The sequence below is a fragment of the Achromobacter arsenitoxydans SY8 genome, assembly GCF_000236785.1.
In the GTDB taxonomy this organism is placed as follows: domain Bacteria; phylum Pseudomonadota; class Gammaproteobacteria; order Burkholderiales; family Burkholderiaceae_B; genus Achromobacter; species Achromobacter arsenitoxydans.
The window spans coordinates 53,395-77,271 of the sequence record NZ_AGUF01000043.1 but is presented as its reverse complement, the minus strand read 5'-3'; the positions used below and the strand labels follow the sequence as shown (position 1 = coordinate 77,271).

Genomic DNA, 23,877 nt, shown 5'->3' with positions numbered 1-23,877 from the left:
TGTCGTTCGTATCAATGTCGTTCGTATCAATGTCGTTCGTATCAATGTCGTTCGTATCAATGTCGTTCGTATCAATGTCTGCGCAAAAGAAAGGGGCCGCTCAGAGAGCGGCCCCGCTTGCCATGCCGACCCGCGGACGGGTCGGAAGCGTTGTCGTCAGTTCCAGCGGCCGCCGTTGCCGGCCAGGCTGAAACGGCCCGCGCCCATGAAGGCGATGGCCAGGGCGGTGAACAGGAACATGCCTTGCAGTTCCAGCGCCCAGCCGCCGTTGTTGGTCATGCTGCCGATCTGTCCGCTATGCGCCAGGAAGATGGCGACGACCATGTTGATGGCGATCAGCAGGCCGCCCAGGCGGGTGTAGACGCCGATGATCAAAAGAACGGGAGCGATGATTTCGCCGACATAGGCGCCGTAGGCCAGGAAGCCGGGCAGGCCGTGCGAGGACAACATGCCGCTGATGCCGCTGACGCCGCCTCCGGTCAGTTTGGCCAGGCCGTGGAGCAGAATCAGGATACCGAGGGTCAGGCGCAGGATCAGCTTGCCGGTGTCATCGGACTTGATCATGGTGAGTTTCTCTTGTGATGGTTAAGGGGGACAGTGCGCTGGTTGGAGCGCGCCGCTTGCCTTTGGTTCCGCGTCCGGCCAGTCCCCCGCGAGAGGGGCTGCCCAGGTGCTGGCGGCGCCATTATGGCAAAGGCCGGGCAAAACCACCAAGTTTTGCGCCGGGATCGCGGTCATCATCGGGCGGCGATCCCGGCGCAAGGCGTTCAGAACTCTTCCAGGAAGCGCATGCGGAAGCGCTTTCCCTTGATATTGCTGTTGGAGATGCGCGAAAACGCCTGCTTGGCGATCTGGCGGTCCAGCGCCACGTAGGACGTGAATTCGGTGATGTTGATCTTGCCGACCTGTTCGAACGTCAGGCCGCCGTCGCCGGTCAGTGCGCCCAGCAGGTCGCCGGGGCGCAATTTGTCCTTCTTGCCGCCCTGGATGCTCAAGGTGATCATGGGCGCCCGCAGCGGACGGTCGGCCTTGGGCCGCAGCGATTTCAGGTCGCCCCATTTCAGTGGCGAGCCCTGGTATTGCTCGATCAGGTTGGCCCAGCGCATTTCCTCGGGCGAGCACAGGCTGAGCGCCAGCCCCTTCTGGTCGCCGCGGCCGCTGCGGCCGATGCGGTGCACGTGGACCTCGGTGTCCTTGGTCACGTCCACATTGATCACGGCGCCCAGGTTCTGGATGTCCAGGCCGCGGGCAGCGACGTCGGTGGCGACCAGCACGGCGCAGCTCTGGTTGGCGAACTGGATCAGGATCTCGTCGCGCTCGCGCTGTTCCAGGTCGCCGTTCAGCGCCTGCGCGCTGATTCCTTCGGCCTGCAGGCGCTCGACCAGGTCATGGCTGCGAATCTTGGTGTTGCAGAACGCCAGCGTGGACGCCGGGCGGAAGTGGGCCAGCAGCCGCGCCACGGCGTCCAGCCTTTCGTCGTCGCGGATTTCGTAAAAGATCTGCTCGATGCGGCTGGCGTCGTGCTGCGCCTCGACCTTGACCTCGGCGGGGTTGCGCAGGAAGCGGGCGCTGAGCTTGCGGATGTTGTCCGGGTAGGTGGCCGAGAACAGCAGCGTCTGCCGCTTGGTCGGGCAGTGCGAGGCGATGGCGACGATGTCGTCGTAAAAGCCCATGTCCACCATGCGGTCGGCTTCGTCCAGCACCAGCGTGTTCAGGCCGGACAGATCCAGGCTGCCGCGCTCCAGATGGTCCTGGATGCGGCCCGGCGTGCCCACCACCAGATGCGTGCCGCGCGCCAGCGATTCGGCCTGCGGCCGCGCCGCCGCACCGCCGCACAGCGTCAGGATCTTCACGTTGGGAATCAGGCGCGCCAGGCGCCGCAGTTCTTGCGCGACCTGATCGGCCAGTTCGCGCGTGGGGCACACCACCAGCCCTTGCGGGGCCAGGCGGTTCACGTCCAGGTTCTGAAGCACCCCCAGCCCGAACGCCGCGGTCTTGCCGCTGCCGGTCTTGGCCTGCGCGATCACGTCGCGGCGTTCCAGGATCAGCGGCAGGGCTTGCGCCTGGATCGGGGTCATCTGTTCGAAACCCAGGGATTGCAGGTTGTCGAGCAGGGCGGGAAGGAGGGGCAGAGTGGAAAAGGCGGTGTCGGTCACGGTGGGGCGGATCCCGGCGGGATCGGGCAAAGGCTGAATTGGGTGATAGTTTAAGGCCTGAGTTGGGGTGGGATCTTTCCGTTGGGGTTGGGCAGACCTCGAAAATGCGCCGTGGCGCTAAAGTTCCGCACGCGGGCTGCCGTTAACGCCGATACAGCTTCCATGCTCCAACGGAAAAAACTAGCGCCATGTTCACTTTCATCTCTATCGTCGTAACAATCGTCGCCCTGATCGCCTGGGGAGTTCACCTGCAGACGAAGCGGCATAACGCGCTGCTGGCGAAGTTCCGTGAGCACAATCAACGGCTGGGCACGTCCTTTCCCGAAAACAGCGTCGACAGTGAATTGATCCTTAGCGCCAATGACAAGAAGGTTGTCATTGCGTTTGATCCCGAGTCCCAGAAGCTGTGCGTGGTGACGGGGGCCAAGGATCCGGGCGAAGTGCTCGACTTTGCCTACATCCGCCGCTGGCAACTGAAGTGGACCGAGGTTTCGGGCAACGGCGGCCTTTCGTTCAAGAATGTGCACTTCGACTTTTCCACCAGCGATCTCAAGAGGCCGTTGATCAGGATCCCGGTTTCCGGAAAAGGCTACGGCGATACGTGGAACAGCCGTCTTGGGATTCTGCTCGGCGTTTGAGCGGCGCGAGCCGCAGACGGCCTAGTCCTGCGGCTCATACGTCCCCGCCAGCGCCCGCGCCGCCTCCTGCATCCTGGGCAGCCACGCGCGGGCGCCCTCTATCGAAAGCCGCGCCACCGGCGCGTGCAGCGCAACCGCCGCTATGGCCCGCGTCCCGTGCAGAATGGGCACGGCCATGCAGACAATGCCCAGCAGGAATTCTTCCCGGTCGAAGCTGGCGCCTTCCTTTTTGATCTCCCGCAGTTCTTCTTCCAGCGCCGGCACGTCGCAGAGCGTGTTGGGCGTGTAGCGCGGCAGCGCGGCGGCGGCCAGCAGGCGCTGGCGCGTTTCGCGGCGCATGTAGGCCAGGAATAGCTTGCCGCTGGCCGAGCAGTGCAGCGGCACGCGCGACCCTGATGTCAGGTTGACGCGCAGCGGCCAGGCGGTTTCCACGCGATCCAGGTAGATGACCTCGTCGCCGTCGAGCATGGTGCAGTTGCAGGTTTCGCCGATTTCGTCGACCAGGCTGTCCAGGATGCGGTGACGTTCGCCCCGCAGTGGCGAGTTCAGCAGCGTGTCGCGGGCCAGGGCGGAAAGGCGCGGGCCGCTGACGTAGCTTTTGCCGGCAGGTTCGCGCAGCAGCATGCCGGCGTCGACCAGGCGCGACAGGATGCGCAGCACCGACGGCTTGGGCAGTCCGGTCGATTCGGTCAGGGCGGCCAGGGACACGGGCTGGCCGGAACGCGCCACCTGTTCCAGCAGCGTCAGCGCACGCAGGGCGGCGGAGGATTCGTCTTTCATCTTTCAATATTTGAAGATTCGGCGAAGGGCAGGCCATCCTCGCACAGAATTTGCAGAAAATGAAACGGCGAGGGGTGGGAAGCCCGAGATTTCTGGCGCAGTATCGGATCACACCGGCCAATGAGCAATCGGACGAGCGCCGGCCCGCCAGGAGAGAGACCATGAGCAGCAAGCAACACATGACCCCCAGCGAAGCATTCGTCGAGACGCTGGTCGCGCAGGGCGTCAAGGATGTTTTCGGCATCGTCGGTTCGGCCTTCATGGATGCGCTGGACCTGTTTCCCGCGGCCGGCATCCGCTTCGTGCCGACGGTGCACGAGCAGGGCGCGGCGCACATGGCCGACGGCTATTCCCGGGTGACCGGCCGGCACGGCGTGTGCATCGCACAAAACGGCCCGGGCATCACCAATTTCGTGACCGGCGTGGCGGCGGCCTACTGGGCGCACAGCCCGGTGGTGGCGATCACGCCCGAGACCGGGACGTCGGGCATGGGCCTGGGCGGTTTCCAGGAAACCGAGCAGCTGCCCATCTTTTCGCGCATCACCAAATACCAGGCGCATGTGAACCGCCCGGACCGCATCGCGGAATTCACCGCCAAGGCGTTCGACAACGCCATGGCCGAACGCGGGCCGTCGCAGCTGAACATCCCGCGCGACTATTTCTACGGCGAGATCGACGTGGCGATTCCCGAGCCGCGCCGGATCCGCCGCGGGCCCGGATCGGAAGAGGACCTGGAAGCGGCGGCGCGCATGCTTGCCGAGGCGAAGTTCCCAGTCATCGTGGCGGGCGGAGGCGTGCTGTTCTCGGATGGACAGGCCGAATGCGTGGCGCTGGCCGAACTGCTGGGCGCGCCCGTGGTGACCAGCTATCTGCACAACGACGCCTTTCCGGCCAGCCACCCGCTGTGGTGCGGCCCGCTGGGCTACCAGGGCGCCAAGGCGGGCATGAAGCTGCTGTCGCAGGCGGACGTGGTGCTGGCGCTGGGCACGCGCCTCGGGCCCTTCGGCACCCTGCCGCAGCACGGTCTGGACTACTGGCCACAGAACGCCCGCATCATCCAGGTGGACGCCGACCACCGCATGCTGGGTCTGGTGCGGCCGGTGTCGGTGGGCATCTGCGGCGACGCCAAGCCGGCCGCCGCCGCGCTGTCGGCGAAATTGCAGGGCAGGGAGGTCGCCTGCGTCCGCACGAAGGAGCAGCGCGCCGGCGAGATCGCCGCGCAGAAGGCGGAATGGGAGCAGGAACTGGACGGCTGGTCGCACGAACGCGACGACTGGAGCCTGGACATCATCGAGCAGGGCGGCGGCCGCATGCATCCGCGCCGCATGCTGCGCGAGCTGGAACGCGCCATGCCCAAGCACGTGATGGTGTCGACGGACATCGGCAACATCTGCTCGGTGTCCAATAGCTACCTGCGCTTTGACGAACCCAATTCCATGCTGGCCGCGATGAGCTTCGGCAACTGCGGCTACGCGCTGCCGGCGCTGATCGGCGCCAAGCTGGGCCGGCCCGACCGGCCGGCCGTGGCCTATGTCGGCGACGGCGCGTGGTGCATGAGCTTCCAGGAACTGCTGACCTGCGTGCGCGAGCAGATTCCGGTGACCGCGGTGGTGTTCCACAACGGCCAATGGGGCGCCGAAAAGAAGAACCAGGTGGACTTTTACGGACGGCGCTTCGTGGGCAGCAATCTGCGCAATCCGGGCTTTGCCGACCTGGCGCGCGCCATGGGGGCGGAGGGCATCCGCGTCGAGCACGCCGACCAGGTCGGCGCGGCGCTGCAGGCCGCCTGCAAGGCGCAGCTGGAAGGCAAGACCACCGTGCTGGAGATGATGGTCAGCCAGGAACTGGGCGACCCGTTCCGGCGCGACGCCCTCAAGCAGCCGGTGCGTTTCCTGGACAAATACCGCAAGTACGTGAACCAGCCTTTCAAGGCGGGCGAGGTGCCGCTGCCGATCGAGCCGGCGGGACGCTAAAAGGCGGGCGCGACGCGCGGGCTGGCAGGTGCCGCCCGCGCCGGACATCTTCCGGGCGGCCGCGGGCGCGCCCGCGGCAGGAGCGAAGACATGGCATTCGACCGTTTGTTCGAGCCGCTGCGCGTTGCCGCGCTGGCGGCGGGACGCTTGCGCACGGCGGTGGCGTATCCCTTGTGTCCCGTCAGCCTGCGCGCCGCCGCGCAGGCCGGGGCGGCGGGCTATATCGAGCCCGTGCTGGTCGGGCCGGCGGGGCGGCTGGCAGCGCTGATGGAGCAGGAAGGCCTGCGCGCGGGTTCGATGGAGGTCGTCGATGCGCCGGACGACGAATTGCTGGCTGCTCGGGCCGCGGCCGCGCTGGCGCGCGATGGCGCGGTCAGCATGCTGATGAAGGGCAGCCTGCACACCGATCACTTCATGTCGGCGGTGGTGACGCGCGAGTCTGGCCTGCGCACGGGCCGGCGCATCAGTCACGCGTTCGTGATGGCGGTGGCCGCCTATCCGAAACTGCTCATCCTGACCGACGCCGCGGTCAACATCGCGCCCAGTCTGCAGGAAAAGGCCGATATCGCGCAGAACGCCATCGACCTGGCGCGCGCGCTGGGCGTCGAGCGGCCCAAGGTCGCGGTGCTGTGCGCCACCGAATCGGTCAACCCCGCCATGCCCGCCACGCTGGACGCGGCGGCGCTGTCCAAAATGGCCGACCGCCAACAGATCCGCGGCGGCGACATCGACGGACCACTGGCGTTCGACAACGCCATCTCGCGCGAGGCTGCGGACCAGAAGGGCATCGTGTCGCGCGTCGCGGGCGACGCGGACATTCTGCTGGTCCCCGATATCGAGGCCGGCAACATGCTCTACAAGGAGCTGACCTGGCTGGCGGGCGCGGGCGCGGCGGGGCTGGTGCTGGGCACGCGTGTGCCGGTGCTGCTGACGAGCCGCTCCGACTCCATGGACGCGCGCGTCAACAGCTGCGCCGTCGCGGCCCTGTATGCGCGGGCGCTGGGCGGCTGAGCCGCCGGACCCCTGGCACCAGCAAGTCCGGCGGTTTGGTACTAAGCCGGCGCCCGATGGGTGGATACGGAAGTGGTTATATCGTGGCAGTTTTCAAGACAGGGCAGAACGGGCTTGGCGGCGGCTGGCGGACAAGACCAAGTATCCCGGCAAGAATGCCCAGAAGTTGCAGAGCGCAACGCTCATCGCCAACTATTTCGAATCAGTGAAGGCGCAGGCTGCCGCCTCTCCGGATCTGTCCAAGGTCCTCGCTAGGCAGCGTAATCTGGTGAGCTACGCTCTTGTAATGCAGGAGCAGCCCTGCTGCGCCACCAAATGCCAGCCTCAACCTTCCAAAGCTTGCGCCGGCGGCGGCGCGGCGCGCACGTTGAACAGGCGGCATACTGCGCACCAGCACAATGCCGAGAACAGGTTGTAGGGAAACAGCACCAGCCACATCGGCAATAGCCAGTTCTTCTTGCCCTGCCGCTCTCCACGTTCGCCGGTACGCCACGGGGCGTAATGGTGCCAAGCTTCGGCCGGCGTCAGACAGATGCTGTGCAGCGGCACGTACCACCAGTTCGGCTCTCCTGGCTCGGGCAACCGGTCGGGGCCTTTTTCCATGAACTGACGGATGTACTCCCAAACCTGGGCAACGTGGCGCGGGTCGGGATTGGTGGATGCGTTGCTGTCGACCCAGAGGGCGACGCGTTTTTTCTCTTCACCGGGCGCCGGTCGCGGGCCGAAGGCGAGTGCGAAATTCGTGCTGAACGAGCTGCCGCCAAACTCATTGCGCACGAACACGCCGCCCTCAGTCTCAGCCCAATCGAAGGCTATCAGCGTCTTGTTGCGCTGGTAGTAGATACGCTGGGTTTTGCGGTTGAAGTAGAAGTTGGAGAGGCGCTTGATCAGGAATATTCGATACCATAAAAGAGGGGCAGCGAAAAAAGGGCCTACTAGCACCATTAAAAAAAACAAAAAATCAAAGGTGTCTGATATACGCCAAATTCCAGAATCCCACCATAGGACACTATTCCAGAAAAAGAGAATTAGCATGGATGAGGTGTACATCTTTCCCATGAACACAGAATCTGCAACCCATGGATTCCGCAAGCAGAGAACATGCCGATCAACGCTGACCAATTGATCGCCAATAGCTGGCGCCAAGCCCGTTCTGCCTTGTCTTGAAAACTGCCACGATATAGCCACTTCCTCAGCCCTCCAACTTGAACTGCACGGTGGCCACGGCACTTTCATCCATGCCCTGATTTGGGCAGTAATTGACCGTCAATATCATTTGATGAGCATCCGTGATTTCTTTCCTGTAATGCAGGACCAGCCCTGCTGCGGTGTCGTAGCAGGCAGGGGTACCGGGAACGCAGGCTTTGTCTTGTTCGAGCATCTCGGACCAAGCGCTTTGCCCGATGAGGTATCCCCGACACAAAACGGTGAACTCCACAACACTCGGAGCGGCACTCCTTGTGATTGACCATGAGGATGCGCTTTGCCACCGGCTGTCGACATCTTTGATGCCCAACGCCTCGGCCTGCTGCTTCTCCAGGAGTTGTGGCGCGTAGTACGCGGCATACCAGGCCTTGATTTCCTCGGCCACGTCGTCAAAGGGGGGAAGCATCTTGTCTGCGTCCAACGCGATGCCAGTGCGGATTTCGCCGTCGTTCTTGCGCGTGCCAAAGATGCCGCGAGCCGCCCAGAGTTCGAGGGGGCTGTGAACGTGCGCCGCCGCTAGGGAGTGAAGCCAAACGCCACCAGCAAGAATTCCAGCGCCCACAAGCACGATTGCTGCGGCAGCCCACCCGGCGTATGGAATTACCACTGTTGGGCCCGCAATGGCTAAGGCGCCTTCAAGTACGACAGCAGATCCAAGCCCGACCAAGACACCTCCACCGAACGTATAGGCAGCGGCAACCTCATCACCAGACTGGTGCTTTCGGTTTGCGGATACAACATCAGATGCAAACCCCGCCAATATCGCGGGATACCCCACCCACCGCGCAAACAGATTTCCCGCAATGAACCGCATGAACCCATTGCCAAATTCCATACCCGGCGCCGCTGCCGCGTAGCGCAGCACAAGCACCTTCTGCGTTGCGCGGGCGCTGACCAAAACGGCGGCCGTGGCCCCGGCCACACCGAAGATTGCGGACGCAAAAGCGGCGGAAGCGGCTACGTCGGCGTCCTTCTTCAAGCTCGCATACGCGGATTTGAGGCTGATCACATTGAACCAAAGCATGCCCACATTCAGCACCCCGCCCCCGGCAGTGGTCAGCAACGCCGAGACGTTCGGGCGCACGCGCCGGGTAAGGGTCTGCTCGATGGTGACGGTACGGGTACCGGTGATTCGGACACGCTTACTCTCGGTGACTTCGGCCATCCCGGATTGAAGGAAATTGTTCACTTCCTTGCTGTAGGCATCGTTCAGCACTGCCTGGTCGGTGACGCGGTAGCGCGCGCCAATCAATCCCACGGCTTTCTCCCCATTGGCCTCTTGGACCGCGGCCAGAACCCGCTGCCGCAAACTGTCGCTAGCGGTCCAGCGCGTCTTGCCTGGCAGACGCGTGAGCACTACGGTCGTCACCGCCTCAGCGGTCAAGTCGGTGATCCCGGCCATGGCGGGGAAGCGGCCGGCCAGCCCTTCGATGGCGTTGTCGGCGGCCCCCAACAGCGTGCCGACCGAATCGGCCTTTTCCTTGAAAGGGTTGAATGGCGCCAGCGCCATGTAAAGCGGACTGTCCTGCCTGTCCAGCCAGGCGGACAGCCGCTGGAATCGCGCGTCGTCGTCTTCGGTGCCCGGCAGGGCCTGGCTCATGGGGTGGATCATCAGGGCCAGAGACACTTCCAGCCCCCCGGCCGACAGGCGCTCGTCACGGTCGTAGGCGGCCAGCGCGGCGGCCAGGCTGGTGGGAACGTCCCGGTGCTCAGACTCTGCCGTGGCCAGCCATCGGTCATGGTCACGGCAAGCCTTCAGGGCGGTGTCGAGGCAGGATCGCAGGTGCGCCTCGCGCTGGTCGCGTTCGGCCAGGAAAGCGTGATATTTGGCGGTATCAATGCGCTCAGCAAGGCGTCGGCCCATCGGCGAGATGCGGCTATCGGTAAGAACCTGATAGCGCAATTCGGAAAGCGTCGCCCGTCGGCTGCCGCCGACTTGCTTGCGCTGGTATTCGTCGCGCAGCCTGGCCAGGGTTTCCGGCGGCGTCTGGTCCGCCGGGTACATGGATTGCAGCGTCTGCTCCAGCAGTATGGCTACCAGATTCTTATGGTGATAGCGCTGGCTTTGGACGCTCAGCTTTTCGACGTCCTGGCTGAAACAGGCGGGTACGGCGAACTCCGCTTTGCCTTGTTTTGCAATGGCCTCATGCTGTTGGCTTGGCAAGATGTCGCGCAGTTGGTGCTGGTAGGCGGCGACGGAAAGGCCGAGATCCAGGCTCAGGCCCTCCGCATCATTAAGTACGACTACCACCGGCACGCGCGGCTGCGTGTAGCGATAGTGCTGCCCCTGGGCCAGAAAGGTGCTGATGGGCAGATCGTCCTTGCTGCAATGGCTGCTCCAATCCAGGTCCATGCGCTGGTCCCTGGGCTTGAAGTCCTCGACCCAATGGCTCAATGCGCTGGCGGGCAACACGTGCGGCTGGCTTGAGGGTGTTTTCTCGCCAGAGGTCAGCTCGGCCATGTCGATCTGGCGCATATGACGTTTGCGCGCAGACGGGTCCGCCGCCATCCTGGCTGTGACGGCATTGGTCCATAGGTGCGGGCTGAAGCCGATCCAGACTTCGCTGGCGGTGTCGGGGCTCGTATCGGCCCAAACCCAACCCCGGCTGCTTACGGTCCGGTAACGATCCTTGCGGTGATACTGTTCCAGGCCCAGGTAGGTCAGTTCCTTGTAGTGGCCCTCGCCGTCGTATTCATGGATGACAAACTTTTCGCCCTTGGGGCCCTTCATGAAGACGTAGACGTACCCAGGCCGAAGCGCCCGCAAGGTGTAGGAAGAGAGTTCGATCCTGGGTAAGCCCTGCTCCAGCTTGAAGCCGGACTCGGCATAACGGTACAGCGGCGCGCCGCCCGCGTTGGGCACGATCGCGTAGCGGATGGGCAGGATGGGAACGCGCGGACTGCATGCCGGTGTCGACGTTGCACTGCCAGCACTTGTTTTAGTCATTGGAAGATTCCTTCCCGCGCGCCAGCGCTTCCAACTTGCGAAGGCGGGCCTGAGGGGACTCTGTGAGGTCGTTGAGGAGGACGCGGGCCTCATCGCTATGCAGTAGCCAGAGGTTGCCGGAGATCAGCGCGAGGTACCGTTCCACGTCTGCGTCGAGCGGCGCCTCGCTGCCGACGAGGTCGAAGGTGAAGCGCTGGTCGGATTGAGAAGGCATGCTTGCTCCGTGCAATAGCAGGCCTCTTCCTCCGGATTTGGGTGGATAGTCACGCCTGTGAACAGGCGTCCCGTTTGCAACGATGGATGGCAATGGACGCGCTTGGACTTAGTGCTCAATCCTGCGCAATCGCTGGTTTATGGCATATAGGATCCATCCCGATTTGCCGCCAAATGCTTAGGACAAATCCGAAAAGTCCTCCAAATGCCAAGTTGAATGAAATTCGGCATTAGATCTGGTGCAAGCGATTCCCCGCGTCTGGTTCTAGACCCTGACGTACCCCGAACGTACCTTGGGTGTTCAGCGTGGGCGCATCTCGCGCCCCGCCAGCAGAGGAGGGTAGGCAATGCAAAAGTCCGTCACCGTGGAGATGCTGGCCGAGTTCGCGGCCGCCTGGAACCGGCACGACATCGACGCCCTGATGTCTTTCATGAGCGAGGACTGCGTGTTCGAGACCGTCGCCGGCCCCGAGCAGTACGGCAGCCGCCATGCCGGCCCGGAAGCGGTGCGCGCGGCGTTTGCCGCGGCCTGGAAGAACTTTCCCGACGCCCGCTGGGACGACGGCCGGCACTGGGTCGCCGGCGACCGCGGCGTGTCCGAATCCACCTTCCGCGGCACCGCGCCGGACGGCTCGCGGGTTGAGGCCGACATGGTCGACGTCTTCACTTTCCAGGACGGCAAGATCCGCGTGAAAAACGCGTTCCGCAAGCAGCGTCCAGCGTTGCCGGCACGGGCGTAGCACCGGCCATGGATACGCAAATGTCTGCCGGATCCCATCGCCCGGCCGCCGCGCCCGGCGCCGCCATCAACGCCTATAACCCGGCTTATGATCCGCTGGTGTCGCCGCCCGGCCAGGGCCAGGACTATGCGCCCACGTATTGGGTCGCGACCGCCGGCACGCCGCCCGAGGACGATGGACCGATCCAGGGCGATATCGACGCCGACGTGGTCATCGTCGGTTCCGGTTTCACCGGCCTGTCCGCGGCCCTGGCGCTGGCGCGGGACTTCGGCGTGAAGGCCGTGGTGCTGGAGGCCAACCGCGCCGTGTGGGGCTGCACCAGCCGCAACGGCGGCCAGGGCCAGAACGCCTCTGGCCGCCTGTATCGTTCGCAGTGGATCGCGCGCTGGGGGCTGGAGACGGCGAAACGCCTGGATGCGGAGATCCGCGAGGGCTTCGAATACTGGAAAAGCCTGGTAGCCCAGGTGGACTGCGATGCGCAGCCGGGCGGCCACCTGTACACGGCGCATCGCCAGAAGAAGATGGCCTTCCTGGAGAACGAAGCTCGCGTCATGCGCGAGACGTTCGGCTACGACGTGAAAATGCTCAGTCGCGCCGAGCTGCGGGAACGCTATGTGGACGATCGCGAGGCCGTGGGCGCGATGCACGAGCCGGACGGTGTGGGCGTGCATCCGCTCAAGCTGGCGTATGGGTATCTGCGGCAGGCGCGAGCGCTGGGCGTGCGCCTGCATCCGGCCAGTCCGGTGCTGGGCTGGCGCGTGGACAACGGCATGTATCTGCTGCAGACGCCCGGCGGCACGGTGCGCGCCAGGCGCGTGGCGTTCGCCACGGGCGGCTACACCGCGCAGGGCGTGAACCGCCTGCTGGACAACCGCATCATGCCGGTGCTGTCCAATTCAATGGTGACGCGGGTGTTGACGCCGGCCGAGCGCGAGGCGGCGGGGCTGAAAAGCACGGTGTTCATTACGGACACGCGGACCCTGCGTTTTTACTACCGCCTGCTGCCCGACGGCCGCATGCAGATCGGCAGCCGCAGCGCGCTGCGCGGGGCGGACGCGGAGAACCCGCGCCACCTGGCGCTGCTGCGCGAGGGCCTGGCGCGCAAGTTCCCCACGCTGCGGGGGGTGGACGTGGCGTATTCGTGGTGGGGCTGGGTGGACGTCAGCCACGACATGATGCCGCGCATCACGCAGCCCGATCCGGCGCAGCAGGTGTATTACGCCTTTGGCTATGGCGGCAACGGCGTGGCGTTTTCAGCCCATGCCGGCCGGCGGCTGGCGCAGCGGATGATGGGGCAGGACGGCGTTTCGTGGGACCTGCCGATCTACGACTCGCCGCTGCCCGGGCATATGTTCGCGCCGTTCCGCAGGATCGGGCAGGGGTTGCTGTACCGGTGGTATTACTTGCGGGACGAGTTGCTGTAGCCGTCAGGCGCCCGGGCAGTACGCCAGGTCCTGCGCGGCGCGGCGCTGGGCGTCGACGACTTTGGCCAGCCGTTCGATGCCGGGTTCGATCAGTTCCGGGCGGATCGACGTGAACCCCACGCGCAGGAAGTTGCGGGGCGCGTCGACGCCGTCCATGAAGAAAACGTCGCCCGGCTCGACTACTACGCCTTCGGCCAGCGCGGCCTCGGACAGCGCCTTGGCGTTTAGCCATGGCGGCCCTTGCAGCCAGCACGACGACGATCCGGTGATGGGCATGGACTTGAAGTCCGGCAGGTGGCGGGCCAGCGCCCGGGCCAGTTCGCCGCCGCGCTTCTGGTAGGCCTGCGACTGGCGCCGCAGCAGCGAATGGTGATGCCCCAGCGAAATGAAGAGCGAGAATGCGCGCTGGATGTAGGCGGACGGATGGCGCAGCATCAGGCGGCGCAGCGCACGCAGTTCGGCCGCCAGTTCGCGCGGCGCGACGATATAGCCGATGCGCAGCCCGGGCGCGAAGGACTTGGCCAGGCTGCCGACGTAGATGACGCGGCCGTCGCGGTCCAGGCTTTTCAGGGCCGGAATCGCGCCTTCGCCCCAGCGGCTTTCGCTTTCGAAGTCGTCTTCGATGATGAGGCTGTCGGCCTGCCGCGCCAGCGCCAGCAGGCTTGCGCGGCGCTCGGCTGACAGTGTGACGGTGGTGGGGCACTGGTGCCCGGGCGTTACGAAAACGTAGTCGCAGCCCAGCAGCTGCGTGCCGGTGCGCAGGCCCTGTTCGTCCACCGGCAGGGGCAGCAGGTGGCGGGTATGGCTGGCAAAGATGTTGCGGGCGTCGGGGTAGCCGGGGTCTTCCATGCCCACGACCGTGTCCTCATTCACCAGCAGGTCCGCCAGCAGGTAGAGCGCGTGCTGCGCGCCCACGGTGCAGACGATTTCCTCGGCGTCCGCCCATACGCCGCGGCGCGGCAGCACCTGCGTGCGTATCTGTTCGATCAACGCGGGGTCATCGTGCGTGATGAGGTCCGGCGCCCAGCTGCGGATGTCCAGCACGGACAGGGCTTTGATGCAGCATTCGCGCCATTCGGCTGTGGGGAACAGGTCCTGGTCGAACTGTCCGTAGACGAAGGGGTAGGGTTGCTTCTGCCAGTCGCGCGGCTTGGTGATGTTGCGCTGGCGGCTGGGCCGGAAACGCAGCCTTTCGTCCCAGCGCACGCCGTGGCCGCCGGCGGCATCAGCCGCCGCGGTGTCGTCCGGCGTTGCAGCGTCGGACGCCGGGCCGGAATGCCCCTGCATGACGGTGTCGCTGACGAAATGCCCGCTGCGCTCGCGCGACACCAGATAGCCTTCGCAGACCAGTTGCTGGTAGGCGAATACGACCGTGTTTCGGGCGATGCGCAGCTGGTCGGCCAGATAGCGGCTGGAGGGCACCGGCATGCCCGGCGGCAGGTGGCCGCTAAGGATTGCCGACACCAGCATTTGCCGCACGCGGCCCTGCAGGCTCAGGTTGGGCGCGCTGGCCTTTTCGAACAGGCGTTCCCACAGCACCGGCTTGAGCATCGAGGCCTGGCTGGACATGGATGGCTCCTTTTGACTGCGGCACGGCCGGGCGCGGTGCTGCCGCGGCCGGGGTGTCCGAGCCTCAGGATAAAGGAGCCGGATGGGGTAAGGAATGCGGGATTGCCCTGTCAGATGCGGCCCTTCCAGGGGATGGCGAAGCGTTCCAGGTAGCGCACCAGCAGGTCGAAGGCGAAGGCGAACACGCCGATCACGATGATGCCCATGATCACGGTGTCGCTGGCCAGGAACTGGGCGGCGTTGAGCACCATGAATCCCAGCCCGCGATCGGCAGCCACCATCTCGGCGGCCACCAGCGTCGTCCAGCCCACGCCGATCCCGATGCGCATGCCCGTGAAGATCTCGGGCATGGCCGCCTTCAGGATCACGTGCCAGACGATCTGCCGGCTGGTGCCGCCCATGGCGTAGGCCGCGTGGATCTGCTCGATGGAGACCGAGCGCACGCCTGCGCGCGCGGCGATCGCCATGGGCGCGAAGATGGCCAGGTAGATCAGCAGGATCTTGGGGAATTCGCCGATGCCGAACCAGATGATGATGAGCGGCAGATAGGCCAGCGGCGGCAGCGGGCGGTAAAACTCGATGGGCGGGTCGAAGACGCCCCGGACATACCGGTTCACGCCCATCAGGATGCCGATGGGGATGGCCGTGACGCAAGCCAGGAAGAAGGCGCCGAACACCCGCGACAGGCTGGCCAGGGCGTGCTCGGTAAGCGTCGAATTGGCGACGCCTTCGGTCATGGCGAACACGAACTTGTCGTACACCGCGATGGGCGAGGGCAGGAATAGCGGCCGCACCCAGCCCGCGCTGGTGACCAGGAACCACAGGGCAAGCAGCGCCAGGCTGGTCAGCAGGCTGATGTGCCCGCTGTAGCCCGCGCCCGGAGACCCGTAGACCTTGCCGGGCACGGCGGGCGTGTGGCCGGCGCGGCGCTTAGGCATGGACCGGGTGCGGGGCGGCGGCGCGCTCGTCCCCGTAGATGATGCCGAGGACTTGCTCGCGCATGGCGATGAAGTCGGGACTGGATTTGATGCCACGGCCATCGCGGGTCTCCAGGTAGCGCCGGTTGAAGTCCGGCTGGAAGGTGTGCGTGATCCGGCCCGGGCGCGGCGACATGACGATCAGCCGCGAGCCCAGGAACAGCGCTTCCTCCACGCTGTGGGTAATGAAGAAGAACATCTTGTCGGTCTGCCGCCAGATGTCCAGCAGCAGTTCCTGGATGGTCTCGCGGGTCAGCGCGTCCAGCGCGGCCATGGGCTCGTCCATCAGCAGCATGGCGGGATCGCAGGTCAGCGCGCGCGCGATGCCCACGCGCTGCTGCATGCCGCCGGACAGCTGGTAGATCATGTGGCGGTGGAAGTCCTGCAGGCCCACCAGTTCCAGATTGCGGCGGGCGCGGGCGCGGCGCGTTTCCTTGTCCACGCCCTGCAGTTTCAGGCCGAACTCCGTGTTTTCCAGCACGTTCAGCCAGGGCAGCAGCGCATGCTTCTGGAAGACCACCCCGCGGTCGGCGCCGGGGCCGACGATGGGCTTGCCGTCCAGCGTGATCTCGCCTTCGGTGGGCGACAGAAAGCCGGCCAGCAGGCTGAGCAGGGTGGTCTTGCCGCAGCCGGATGCGCCCAGGGCGACGACGAATTCGCCCGGCTCGATGGTCAGGTTGACGTCGTGCAGCGCAATGACCGGGCCGCTGTCGTGCAGGCCGGGATAGGTCACGCTGACGCCTTCCGCGCACAGGCTCCGCGCGGCGGGTGTGGACTGCATGGTCATGCCGCTTCCCCCTGTTCTGTAGGGCTGCGCCCGTGGCGGGCGACGGCGCCGGGATGACGCCGCGCCGTGGCGGGCTGCGCTACTTTGCCGCCGCCTTCGCGTATTGATCGGTGACGAAGGGACTGTAGTCGTCCAGCGCCTTGTCGATCTGCTTCTGGTCTTTCAGGAACTTGGCGCTGGCCGCGAAGGCGCGCGCGGCGCCCGATTCCTTGCCGCCGCCCAGCCAGGTCTTGGAGATCTGTTCTTCGACGGTCGGGAACACCAGCAGGCCCAGCGCCTCGACGATGTCCTCGGGCTTGCCTCCGATGAGCTTGACGATGCCCTTGACCTGCGGGGAGTCCGCCGTCCACTTGGCGCCGTTGGCGCGGTAGTCGGCATAGGATTTGGCCAGCACCCCCGTGAAGGCGGCCATTGAACTTGGGATGCTTCTGCGCCCAGGCCTTGTCGACCACGATGCCGTCGAAAGTGGGCACGCTGGCGGCGCCTATCTGCTCCGAGTCGGCGATGATCTTGCCGGTCTTGGCGATCTCGGTCAGCGCGGGCGGCCAGACGTAGGCGGCGTCGATATCGCCGCGCTGCCAGGCGGCCACGATCTGCGGCGGCTGCATGTTCAGGATGCGCACGTCGCGCGGCGGCACCTTCCAGACCTGTTCCAGCCCGACCAGCAGGTGGAAGTGCGAGGTGGACACGAACGGGGTGGCGACGCGCTTGCCCTTCAGGTCGGCCGTACTGTTGATGCCGGAGCCGTTGCGCGCCACCAGGGCCTCGGACTTGCCGATGTTGTCCAGGATCCAGAAGAGCTGCATGTCTACGCCGCGCGTGGCGCCCGAGGTGATGCCGGTGGACCCCAGCACGCCAACCGGCACGTTGCCGGAGGCCAGCGCGGTGGAAATGTCGCCGCCGGAGGTGAACTGGCGCCAGTCCACCTGGTAGCCGGCCTCTTTCAGGGCCTTGTCGAAACTGCCGTCCGCGATAGCGGACAGGAACGGCCCGACGATGAGCTGGTAGCCCACCACGAGTTTGGTCTGCGCGTAGGCGGGCGCGGCCAGCAGCGCGGCGGCCAGGCCGGCCAGGGTGCAGCGGCGAATCAGGCGGTATATCGCGTTCATGGTGATCTCCGGGATAGAGAACGGCCGCGCCCCGGCGCGACCGGCTTGCTGGTGCCAGTTTGCCCGGATGGGACCAGAACGCTAGGGCCAGATGCCCGGATCAGTAGGTGCCAAAACCGGCGGCCAAAGCCGGGCGCCAAAAGCGGCCGGGCCCGCCGGCCGCGCCGGCAATGCCCGAGGAGGCATCGTCGTCGCAGCGGGCGGGCCCGCGATATGCGCCAAAAGGATGAGGGGGCGGCGGCGCCGCCTGCGCTCAGCGGATCAGGCTGAGGAATTCCGCCCGGGTGGACGGGTTGTCGTGGAATTCGCCCAGCATGACGGAGGTGACCATGGACGAATTCTGCTTTTCGACGCCGCGCATCATCATGCACATGTGCTGCGCCTCGATGACGACCGCCACGCCGGCCGCGCCGGTGACGCTCTGGACGGCCTCGGCCACCTGGCGGCTCAGGTTTTCCTGGATCTGCAGGCGGCGCGCGTACATTTCGACGATGCGGGCCACCTTGGACAGGCCAAGGACCTTGCCGGCCGGCAGGTAGGCCACGTGAGCCTTGCCGATGAAGGGCAGCATGTGGTGTTCACAGAGCGAATACAGCTCGATGTTCTTGACCAGCACGATTTCGCGCGTGTCGGACGTGAACAGCGCGCCGTTGACGATTTCGTCCAGATTCTGGTCGTAGCCGCGGCACAGGTGACGCATCGCCTTGGCCGCGCGCGCCGGCGTGTCGGCAAGTCCTTCGCGGGACGGATCTTCCCCCAGTGCTTCGAGAATGGCGGTGTAGTGCTTTTCCAATGACATGGGGGAACTCCTGGTCCTGCGCGCGACGCCGCGCGTTGTGTTGCATACGTGACGCAAGTCTACCGCAGCCGGCGGGGCGGGCCCCGCCGCCCGGCCGCCCGAAGGCGGGGCAGCCCCCTCGGGGGGCAGCAAGCACGCGCAGCGTGCGCGGCGTGGGGGCTCCCCACTCAGACGCCCCGGTTCTCCACCGCGTACTTGATCAGCTCGGCCTGCCCGTCGATGCCCAGCTTGCGCTTGATGTTCAGCCGGTGGGTTTCCACCGTGCGCACGGACAGTCCCAGCGCCTGGGCGATCTGCTTGTTGGCGTGGCCGTCGGCGATGTGGCGCAGTACGTCGCGTTCGCGCTGGGTGAGCAGCGTGGCCAGCGCGCTGGCCTGCGACAGCCGCACGGCCGCCGCCGCGCTGAAGTAGCTGCGGCCGGCCATGACGGCGTCGATTGCGGCCAGGATCTCCTGGGCGGGCTCGTCCTTGAGCAGGTAGCCGCGGGCGCCGGCCTTGACCGCCTGCACCATGTATTCCGGATTGTCGTGCATGGACAGCACCAGCACGGCGATCTGGGGATAGCGTTCGTGCAGTTGGGCCGTGAGCTCCAGGCCGCCCACGCCGGGCATGTTCAGGTCCATCAGCGCCAGATGGGGCAGGGTGCCGCCCTGCGGGTCCTCGGCCATGCAGGCGGCCAGGAAGGCTTGCGCGGCGGCCGCATTGCCGGCTTCGCCCACGACGCGCAGATGCGGCACGGTTTCCAGGCGCAGGCGCAGGCCGTCGCGCACCAGCGGGTGGTCGTCGATCAGCAGGAGTCGGACGGCGTCGAAGTTGTCGGTCATGCTTGGGGATTCACAGGTGGGGCGCCGGCGGCCGGCAGGGGCAGCCAGGCCTGCAAGGTCGTGCCTTGGGCGGAGGAATGGAAGCTCAGGCTGCCTGCCAGCGCATTCATGCGTTCACGCATGTTGCGCAAGCCGATGCCGCGGTGCGGGTCCTGTTGCACCTCGGCGTAGTCGAAGCCGCGGCCGTCGTCGGTGATCGTCAGGCGCAGGTCGCGGCCAGAATAGGCCAGCGTCAGATCGGCGCGCGTGGCGCCGGCATGGCGCAGTACATTGGTCAGCGCTTCTTGGGTGACGCGGAACAGCGCGGTCGCGTAGGCGTCGGGCAGCTTCACCGGCTGCCCGGTGGTGCGCAGGCTCACCGCCAGCGGCGGCGCGCCGTTTTCGGCGGGAACGGCAAATTCACGACCCAGATGCTCCAGCGCGGCCGGCAGGCCCAGGTCGTCCAGCAGCGTCGGGCGCAGGTTGTGCGAAATGCGCCGCACCTCGCCCACGGCGGTGTTCAGGCGGTCCAGCGCGCTGCCCAGCGGCGTGTCGATATGCGCCAGCGCTTGCGGGTCGCGCGGCTGCGACTGGCGCAATCGTTCGCGCGCGGCCTCCAGCGACAGCTTGATGGACACCAGCACCTGGCTGATGCCGTCGTGCAGCTCGCGCGACAGCCGGGCGCGTTCGTCTTCCTGCGACCGGACAAGCTGCCGGGCCATCAGGCGTAGCTTGGCGTCCGACTGGCGGTGGTCGCTGATATTCAGCGCAAGACCGCAGGCGGCCACGCCCAGGATGGACACTGCGGCAATGCCCGCCACCCACGCGAACATGCTGCGGATGTTGGCCTGCGCGGCGGCGTCGATGCGCACCAGCGCCTGCTGCACGTCGTCCAGGTAGATGCCGGTGCCCAGCATCCAGCCCCAGCGCTCCAGCACCACCACGTAGCCGAGCTTTTCCTCGGTCTGGTGGGTGGACGGCTTCTCCCACAGATAGTGCACCGCCTCGCCTTGCTCGCCGCCGCGCCGGGCGGCCGTCAGCAGGTTCTGGATGACCGGCTGGCCCTTGGTGTCGCGCAGGTTCCAGAGATCCTGGCCGACGAGCTCCGGCTGGCGCGGGTGCATCAGGTTCTTGCCGTTCAGGTCATAGACGAAGAAATAGCCGTCATGCCCGAATTCCATTTGCGCCAGCAGGTCCAGCGCGCGCTGGCGGGTGGCGTCGTCGTCGCCCGACGCCTGCAGGGGGGCGATGGCGCTATAGGCCAGGTTGACGTAGTGGCGCAGTTCGCCTTCCTTGCTGGCCAGCCAGGCGGTTTCCACGACCTGCTTTTCGCGCTGCGCCAATTGCAGTCCCTGCACATAGACGGCGACCGTGATGGCGGCAACGGCCACCAGCAGGGGCACCGCCGCGAGCAGCAGGATCTTGAGGCGCAGCTTCATAAGGATTTGTATCAGCGCAGGCGGGGATTGCTGCGGCGCATTAGGGGACGTGGCCCAGGCGGGAAACTGGGAATTGCGGGTGGATTTTACGATTTCCAGGATTTTTTGCTGCGCCGCATGGCGTAGTAATACGTACCCGGTTTGCGTAGTTCCGCGCTTGTTGGCGCCAGGGTGAGGCGGAATACTGGCGCCCGCGTCGACAGGACGCAGCGTGGACGCGTGCGTCCGCCACCCCACAACAATGAGTCTGCCTTCCGCGGGACGAAAAAAGCGTTTCACGCCAAGAGCATGGCGGGAGGCAAGAGGAGCACTTATGCATACCAGCAGTAAGGGACTGGGTCAGCACCTGGTCTGGCTGGCGGTTGCGGTACTGGGCGCGTTCGCGCTGGGCACCGTGGCGCTGGCCAGAGGAGAGACCATCAACGCGCTATGGGTGGTGATTGCCGCCGTCTGCGTCTATCTCATCGCCTACCGTTATTACAGCCGCTTCATCGCGCGCAAGGTCTTCCAGCTGGACCCGACCCGCATGACGCCGGCCTGGAAGTACAACGACGGCCTGGACTACGTGCCCACCAACAAGCACGTGCTGTTCGGCCACCACTTTGCCGCCATCGCCGGCGCGGGCCCCCTGGTCGGCCCGGTGCTGGCCGCGCAGATGGGCTATCTGCCGGGCATGCTGTGGATCCTGGCCGGCGTCGTGTTTGCCGGCGCCGTGCAGGACTTCACGATCCTCTTCATCTCCACGCGCCGCGACGGCCGCTCGCTGGGCGACCTGGTCAAGTCCGAACTGGGCAAGATCCCGGGCGTGATCGCGCTGTTCGGCGCCTTCATGATCATGGTGATCATCCTGGCCGTGCTGGCGCTGATCGTGGTCAAGGCGCTGACGCATTCGCCGTGGGGCACCTTCACGGTGGCCGCGACCATCCCCATCGCGCTCTTCATGGGCGTGTACCTGCGCTACATCCGCCCGGGCAAGATCGGCGAAGTCTCCATCATCGGCTTCGTGGGCCTGATGGCCGCCATCACCTTCGGCCAGGACGTCGCCGCGCATCCGGTCATCGGCCCGATGTTCGACTTCGACGGCAAGGGCCTGACCTGGATCCTGATCGTCTACGGCTTCATCGCGTCCGTGCTGCCCGTGTGGCTGCTGCTGGCCCCGCGCGACTACCTGTCGACCTTCCTGAAGATCGGCACCATCGTCGGCCTGGCGATCGGCATCGTGGTCGTGGCGCCCGAGCTGAAAATGCCCGCGCTGACCCAGTTCGTGGACGGCACCGGCCCCGTGTGGTCGGGCAACCTGTTCCCGTTCCTCTTCATCACCATCGCCTGCGGCGCGGTGTCGGGCTTCCATGCCCTGATCTCCTCGGGCACCACGCCCAAGCTGATCGAAAACGAAACCCAGGCCCGCTACATCGGCTACGGCGGCATGCTGATGGAATCCTTCGTGGCCATCATGGCGCTGGTGGCGGCTTGCGTGATCGAGCCGGGCATCTACTACGCCATGAACAGCCCGGCGGCCGTGATCGGCACGACGCCCGAGCAGGTGGCCCAAGTGGTGTCGAGCTGGGGCTTCGTGATCAGTCCGGCCGACCTGGTCCAGACGGCCAAGGACGTCGGCGAAAGCACCATCATCTCGCGCGCGGGCGGCGCGCCGACGCTGGCCGTCGGCATGGCGCACATCCTGCACCAGGCGATGGGCGGTCCGGGCATGATGGCCTTCTGGTACCACTTCGCGATCCTGTTCGAAGCGCTCTTCATCCTGACGGCGGTGGACGCGGGCACGCGCGCCGGCCGCTTTATGCTCCAAGACCTGCTGGGCACATTCGCCCCGTCGCTCAAGCGCACGGATTCGCTGCCCGCCAACTTGATCGCGACCGGCCTGTGCGTGGCGGCGTGGGGCTACTTCCTGTACCAGGGCGTGGTGGATCCGCTGGGCGGCATCAACACGCTGTGGCCGCTCTTCGGCATCGCCAACCAGATGCTGGCCGCGATCGCGCTGACGCTGGGCACCGTGGTCTTGTTCAAGATGAAACGCGACCGCTACGCGTGGGTGACGGTGCTGCCGACGCTCTGGCTGCTGGCTTGCACGCTGACGGCCGGCCTGCAGAAGCTGTTCCACTCGGATCCGCGCGTGAGCTTCCTGGCGCATGCCGACAAGTACAACGCGGCAATCGCCGAGGGCAAGGTGCTGGCGCCGGCCAAGTCGCTGGGCGAGATGTCTCGCGTGGTGCTGAACGACTACATCAACGCCGGACTGTGCGCGATCTTCATCTTCGTGGTGGTGAGCATCGTGGTGTTCGGGCTGAAGTCGGTCCAGCGCGCTCGCAACGAGAACAAGCCGACGGCCCGCGAGACGCCGTACGAGGTGCTGCCGGCGACGGCGGCGGCCGGCGCAGACTGACCCTGAGACGGGAGACGCCGCATGCTGTTCAGCAACATGACTTCGGCGGCCGGCGCCGCCGGCCGCTACCTGGGGCAGACGCTCCGGCTGATGGTCGGGGTGCCGGATTACGAGACGTACGTCGAGCATATGCGGCGTACGCATCCTGACCAGGAGCCGATGAGCTACGAGGATTTCTTCCGGGAGCGGCAGGAGGCGCGCTACGGGGGGAAGAAGCGGATCGGGTGCTGCTGAGTTGGTTTGGGAAGGCTTTGCTGGTGCGAGGCCTTTTTTCTTTTTGGGCGGTGTATTCGTTGGTGGTCGGTGCGGAGCTTTGTCGGTCTTGGGCGCTTCGTAGGTTTCTGGTGCTTCGTAGGTTTCTGGTGCTTCGTAGGCCGCCCGACGCCGCGGACGCCGGGGATGCGAGCGCCCACGATTGCGGTCCGGAGCCTTCGCTCCGGACTTGCCTAGGCGGCCCCCCCTTCGTCATCTTCGTTGTCGCCTTCGGCGACTGCCTTCAGATTCCCTCGGGCGCATCGAGGTTGCTCGCATCCCCGGCGCCCGCGACGCCGTGCTACGAAAGTCTTGGATCGTGGCGCTACAAGAGCTGTGGTCAGGGCAGGGGATGTGCGGGGTCGCCGGGTTGCTGCCGCCCGGGCGGCGGCAACCCGGCATATGGGAGGCTGGTCGTCGGGGCGATGTGCGCTTGCGCGTATGCGGGGAGTAATTTGCTGATGGGGCCTCTCCGGTTGGGGGAGAACGGTGATGGGCGGCGCGGCGACGGGCGGCTGCAACTTGCCGACCTGTACGCGCCGCCCATCCGGCACTGGGGTTGACGTGACGATTAGTCGCGGGTGTGCGTGTTGCAGGCTGGGCGGACGTTCGCTGGTGGGTGTCTGACACCCTTGCGGCACGGCCGTAGCCTG

19 protein-coding genes and 1 pseudogene are annotated in these 23,877 nt (G+C 65.9%); 7 read left to right on the top strand and 13 right to left on the bottom strand.

The genetic code is table 11. The features are described from left to right. Positions 1–156: 156 nt before the first annotated feature. Positions 157–564: a DoxX family protein gene (locus KYC_RS11770; RefSeq protein WP_008162323.1), complete on the bottom strand. Its 408-nt coding sequence runs from the start codon at positions 562–564 to the stop codon at positions 157–159. A gap of 203 nt (positions 565–767) precedes the next feature. Further along, positions 768–2,156, bottom strand: a complete 1,389-nt coding sequence (dbpA, locus tag KYC_RS11765) for an ATP-dependent RNA helicase DbpA (protein ID WP_008162321.1) — start codon at positions 2,154–2,156, stop codon at positions 768–770. Between the two features lie 188 nt (positions 2,157–2,344). Between dbpA and KYC_RS11760 the strand changes: the two genes are divergently transcribed. After that, entirely contained in the window at positions 2,345–2,794 is a 450-nt protein-coding gene (locus KYC_RS11760; protein ID WP_008162320.1) for a hypothetical protein, read from the top strand. A 21-nt stretch (positions 2,795–2,815) separates the two neighbouring features. Here the strand turns inward: KYC_RS11760 and KYC_RS11755 are convergent, their stop codons facing one another. Beyond that, entirely contained in the window at positions 2,816–3,574 is a 759-nt protein-coding gene (locus KYC_RS11755; protein WP_008162319.1) for an IclR family transcriptional regulator, read from the bottom strand. A 161-nt stretch (positions 3,575–3,735) separates the two neighbouring features. Between KYC_RS11755 and xsc the strand changes: the two genes are divergently transcribed. Both xsc and KYC_RS11745 read left to right on the top strand, forming a co-directional pair. Then, positions 3,736–5,547 (top strand): sulfoacetaldehyde acetyltransferase, encoded by a 1,812-nt coding sequence (gene xsc, locus KYC_RS11750; RefSeq protein WP_008162318.1) that lies wholly within the window; start codon positions 3,736–3,738, stop codon positions 5,545–5,547. 90 nt (positions 5,548–5,637) lie between these two features. Further along, a complete protein-coding gene (locus tag KYC_RS11745; protein WP_008162317.1) occupies positions 5,638–6,558 on the top strand; it encodes a bifunctional enoyl-CoA hydratase/phosphate acetyltransferase in 921 nt (306 codons plus the stop codon). Positions 6,559–6,882: 324 nt separating this feature from the next. On the opposite strand, the gene KYC_RS11740 is transcribed toward KYC_RS11745, so the two are convergent. From KYC_RS11740 to KYC_RS11730, 3 genes are all read right to left on the bottom strand, one after another. Beyond that, entirely contained in the window at positions 6,883–7,617 is a 735-nt protein-coding gene (locus tag KYC_RS11740; RefSeq protein WP_238531916.1) for a DUF6708 domain-containing protein, read from the bottom strand. Positions 7,618–7,750: 133 nt separating this feature from the next. After that, entirely contained in the window at positions 7,751–10,711 is a 2,961-nt protein-coding gene (locus tag KYC_RS11735) for a T6SS effector BTH_I2691 family protein (protein WP_008162314.1), read from the bottom strand. Then, a complete protein-coding gene (locus KYC_RS11730; RefSeq protein ID WP_008162309.1) occupies positions 10,704–10,925 on the bottom strand; it encodes a hypothetical protein in 222 nt (73 codons plus the stop codon). The genes KYC_RS11735 and KYC_RS11730 overlap by 8 nt, the downstream gene beginning before the upstream one ends. 346 nt (positions 10,926–11,271) lie before the next feature. Between KYC_RS11730 and KYC_RS11725 the strand changes: the two genes are divergently transcribed. Both KYC_RS11725 and KYC_RS11720 read left to right on the top strand, forming a co-directional pair. Beyond that, positions 11,272–11,664: a nuclear transport factor 2 family protein gene (locus KYC_RS11725; protein ID WP_008162307.1), complete on the top strand. Its 393-nt coding sequence runs from the start codon at positions 11,272–11,274 to the stop codon at positions 11,662–11,664. 20 nt (positions 11,665–11,684) lie between these two features. After that, positions 11,685–13,088 carry an NAD(P)/FAD-dependent oxidoreductase gene (locus KYC_RS11720; protein ID WP_008162305.1) on the top strand — a complete coding sequence of 468 codons (1,404 nt, stop codon included), beginning with the start codon at positions 11,685–11,687 and terminating at the stop codon, positions 13,086–13,088. 3 nt (positions 13,089–13,091) lie between these two features. Here KYC_RS11720 and KYC_RS11715 read toward each other — a convergent pair whose 3' ends face one another. The 7 genes and pseudogenes from KYC_RS11715 to KYC_RS11685 all read right to left on the bottom strand — a co-directional run bounded on the left by KYC_RS11715 (position 13,092) and on the right by KYC_RS11685 (position 20,571). Beyond that, a complete protein-coding gene (locus KYC_RS11715; RefSeq protein WP_008162303.1) occupies positions 13,092–14,657 on the bottom strand; it encodes an aminotransferase-like domain-containing protein in 1,566 nt (521 codons plus the stop codon). Between the two features lie 110 nt (positions 14,658–14,767). Further along, positions 14,768–15,595 carry an ABC transporter permease subunit gene (locus tag KYC_RS11710; RefSeq protein ID WP_008162300.1) on the bottom strand — a complete coding sequence of 276 codons (828 nt, stop codon included), beginning with the start codon at positions 15,593–15,595 and terminating at the stop codon, positions 14,768–14,770. Then, entirely contained in the window at positions 15,588–16,421 is an 834-nt protein-coding gene (locus KYC_RS11705) for a taurine ABC transporter ATP-binding protein (protein WP_008162299.1), read from the bottom strand. The genes KYC_RS11710 and KYC_RS11705 overlap by 8 nt, the downstream gene beginning before the upstream one ends. A 79-nt stretch (positions 16,422–16,500) precedes the next feature. Next, positions 16,501–17,530 (bottom strand): annotated as a pseudogene (tauA, locus tag KYC_RS11700) (taurine ABC transporter substrate-binding protein). A gap of 253 nt (positions 17,531–17,783) precedes the next feature. Beyond that, positions 17,784–18,329 carry a GTP cyclohydrolase I FolE gene (gene folE / locus KYC_RS11695; RefSeq protein ID WP_008162296.1) on the bottom strand — a complete coding sequence of 182 codons (546 nt, stop codon included), beginning with the start codon at positions 18,327–18,329 and terminating at the stop codon, positions 17,784–17,786. 167 nt (positions 18,330–18,496) lie between these two features. Next, on the bottom strand, positions 18,497–19,153 hold the full coding sequence (locus KYC_RS11690) for a response regulator (protein WP_008162293.1): 657 nt from the start codon (positions 19,151–19,153) through the stop codon (positions 18,497–18,499). Then, positions 19,150–20,571, bottom strand: a complete 1,422-nt coding sequence (locus KYC_RS11685) for a cache domain-containing protein (RefSeq protein WP_008162291.1) — start codon at positions 20,569–20,571, stop codon at positions 19,150–19,152. Before KYC_RS11685 ends, KYC_RS11690 begins: the two co-directional genes overlap by 4 nt. Before the next feature lie 313 nt (positions 20,572–20,884). Here KYC_RS11685 and KYC_RS11680 point away from each other — a divergent pair, with 313 nt between their 5' ends. Together KYC_RS11680 and KYC_RS11675 are read left to right on the top strand one after the other, a co-directional pair. Continuing rightward, positions 20,885–22,972 carry a carbon starvation CstA family protein gene (locus KYC_RS11680; RefSeq protein WP_008162288.1) on the top strand — a complete coding sequence of 696 codons (2,088 nt, stop codon included), beginning with the start codon at positions 20,885–20,887 and terminating at the stop codon, positions 22,970–22,972. 21 nt (positions 22,973–22,993) lie between these two features. After that, positions 22,994–23,206 carry a YbdD/YjiX family protein gene (locus KYC_RS11675; RefSeq protein WP_085945451.1) on the top strand — a complete coding sequence of 71 codons (213 nt, stop codon included), beginning with the start codon at positions 22,994–22,996 and terminating at the stop codon, positions 23,204–23,206. The last annotated feature ends 671 nt before the right edge of the window (positions 23,207–23,877 follow it).

Coding starts and splice junctions, on each gene's coding strand:
- KYC_RS11720 (WP_008162305.1), top strand. CDS start 11,685: ATGTCTGCCGGATCCCATCGCCCGGCCGCCGCGCCCGGCGCCGCCATC.
- KYC_RS11725 (WP_008162307.1), top strand. CDS start 11,272: ATGCAAAAGTCCGTCACCGTGGAGATGCTGGCCGAGTTCGCGGCCGCC.
- KYC_RS11740 (WP_238531916.1), bottom strand. CDS start 7,617: ATGGGAAAGATGTACACCTCATCCATGCTAATTCTCTTTTTCTGGAAT.
- KYC_RS11755 (WP_008162319.1), bottom strand. CDS start 3,574: ATGAAAGACGAATCCTCCGCCGCCCTGCGTGCGCTGACGCTGCTGGAA.
- KYC_RS11680 (WP_008162288.1), top strand. CDS start 20,885: ATGCATACCAGCAGTAAGGGACTGGGTCAGCACCTGGTCTGGCTGGCG.
- KYC_RS11675 (WP_085945451.1), top strand. CDS start 22,994: ATGCTGTTCAGCAACATGACTTCGGCGGCCGGCGCCGCCGGCCGCTAC.
- KYC_RS11730 (WP_008162309.1), bottom strand. CDS start 10,925: ATGCCTTCTCAATCCGACCAGCGCTTCACCTTCGACCTCGTCGGCAGC.
- KYC_RS11710 (WP_008162300.1), bottom strand. CDS start 15,595: ATGCCTAAGCGCCGCGCCGGCCACACGCCCGCCGTGCCCGGCAAGGTC.
- KYC_RS11745 (WP_008162317.1), top strand. CDS start 5,638: ATGGCATTCGACCGTTTGTTCGAGCCGCTGCGCGTTGCCGCGCTGGCG.
- folE (WP_008162296.1), bottom strand. CDS start 18,329: ATGTCATTGGAAAAGCACTACACCGCCATTCTCGAAGCACTGGGGGAA.
- KYC_RS11735 (WP_008162314.1), bottom strand. CDS start 10,711: ATGACTAAAACAAGTGCTGGCAGTGCAACGTCGACACCGGCATGCAGT.
- KYC_RS11715 (WP_008162303.1), bottom strand. CDS start 14,657: ATGTCCAGCCAGGCCTCGATGCTCAAGCCGGTGCTGTGGGAACGCCTG.
- xsc (WP_008162318.1), top strand. CDS start 3,736: ATGAGCAGCAAGCAACACATGACCCCCAGCGAAGCATTCGTCGAGACG.
- KYC_RS11690 (WP_008162293.1), bottom strand. CDS start 19,153: ATGACCGACAACTTCGACGCCGTCCGACTCCTGCTGATCGACGACCAC.
- KYC_RS11770 (WP_008162323.1), bottom strand. CDS start 564: ATGATCAAGTCCGATGACACCGGCAAGCTGATCCTGCGCCTGACCCTC.
- KYC_RS11685 (WP_008162291.1), bottom strand. CDS start 20,571: ATGAAGCTGCGCCTCAAGATCCTGCTGCTCGCGGCGGTGCCCCTGCTG.
- KYC_RS11760 (WP_008162320.1), top strand. CDS start 2,345: ATGTTCACTTTCATCTCTATCGTCGTAACAATCGTCGCCCTGATCGCC.
- KYC_RS11705 (WP_008162299.1), bottom strand. CDS start 16,421: ATGACCATGCAGTCCACACCCGCCGCGCGGAGCCTGTGCGCGGAAGGC.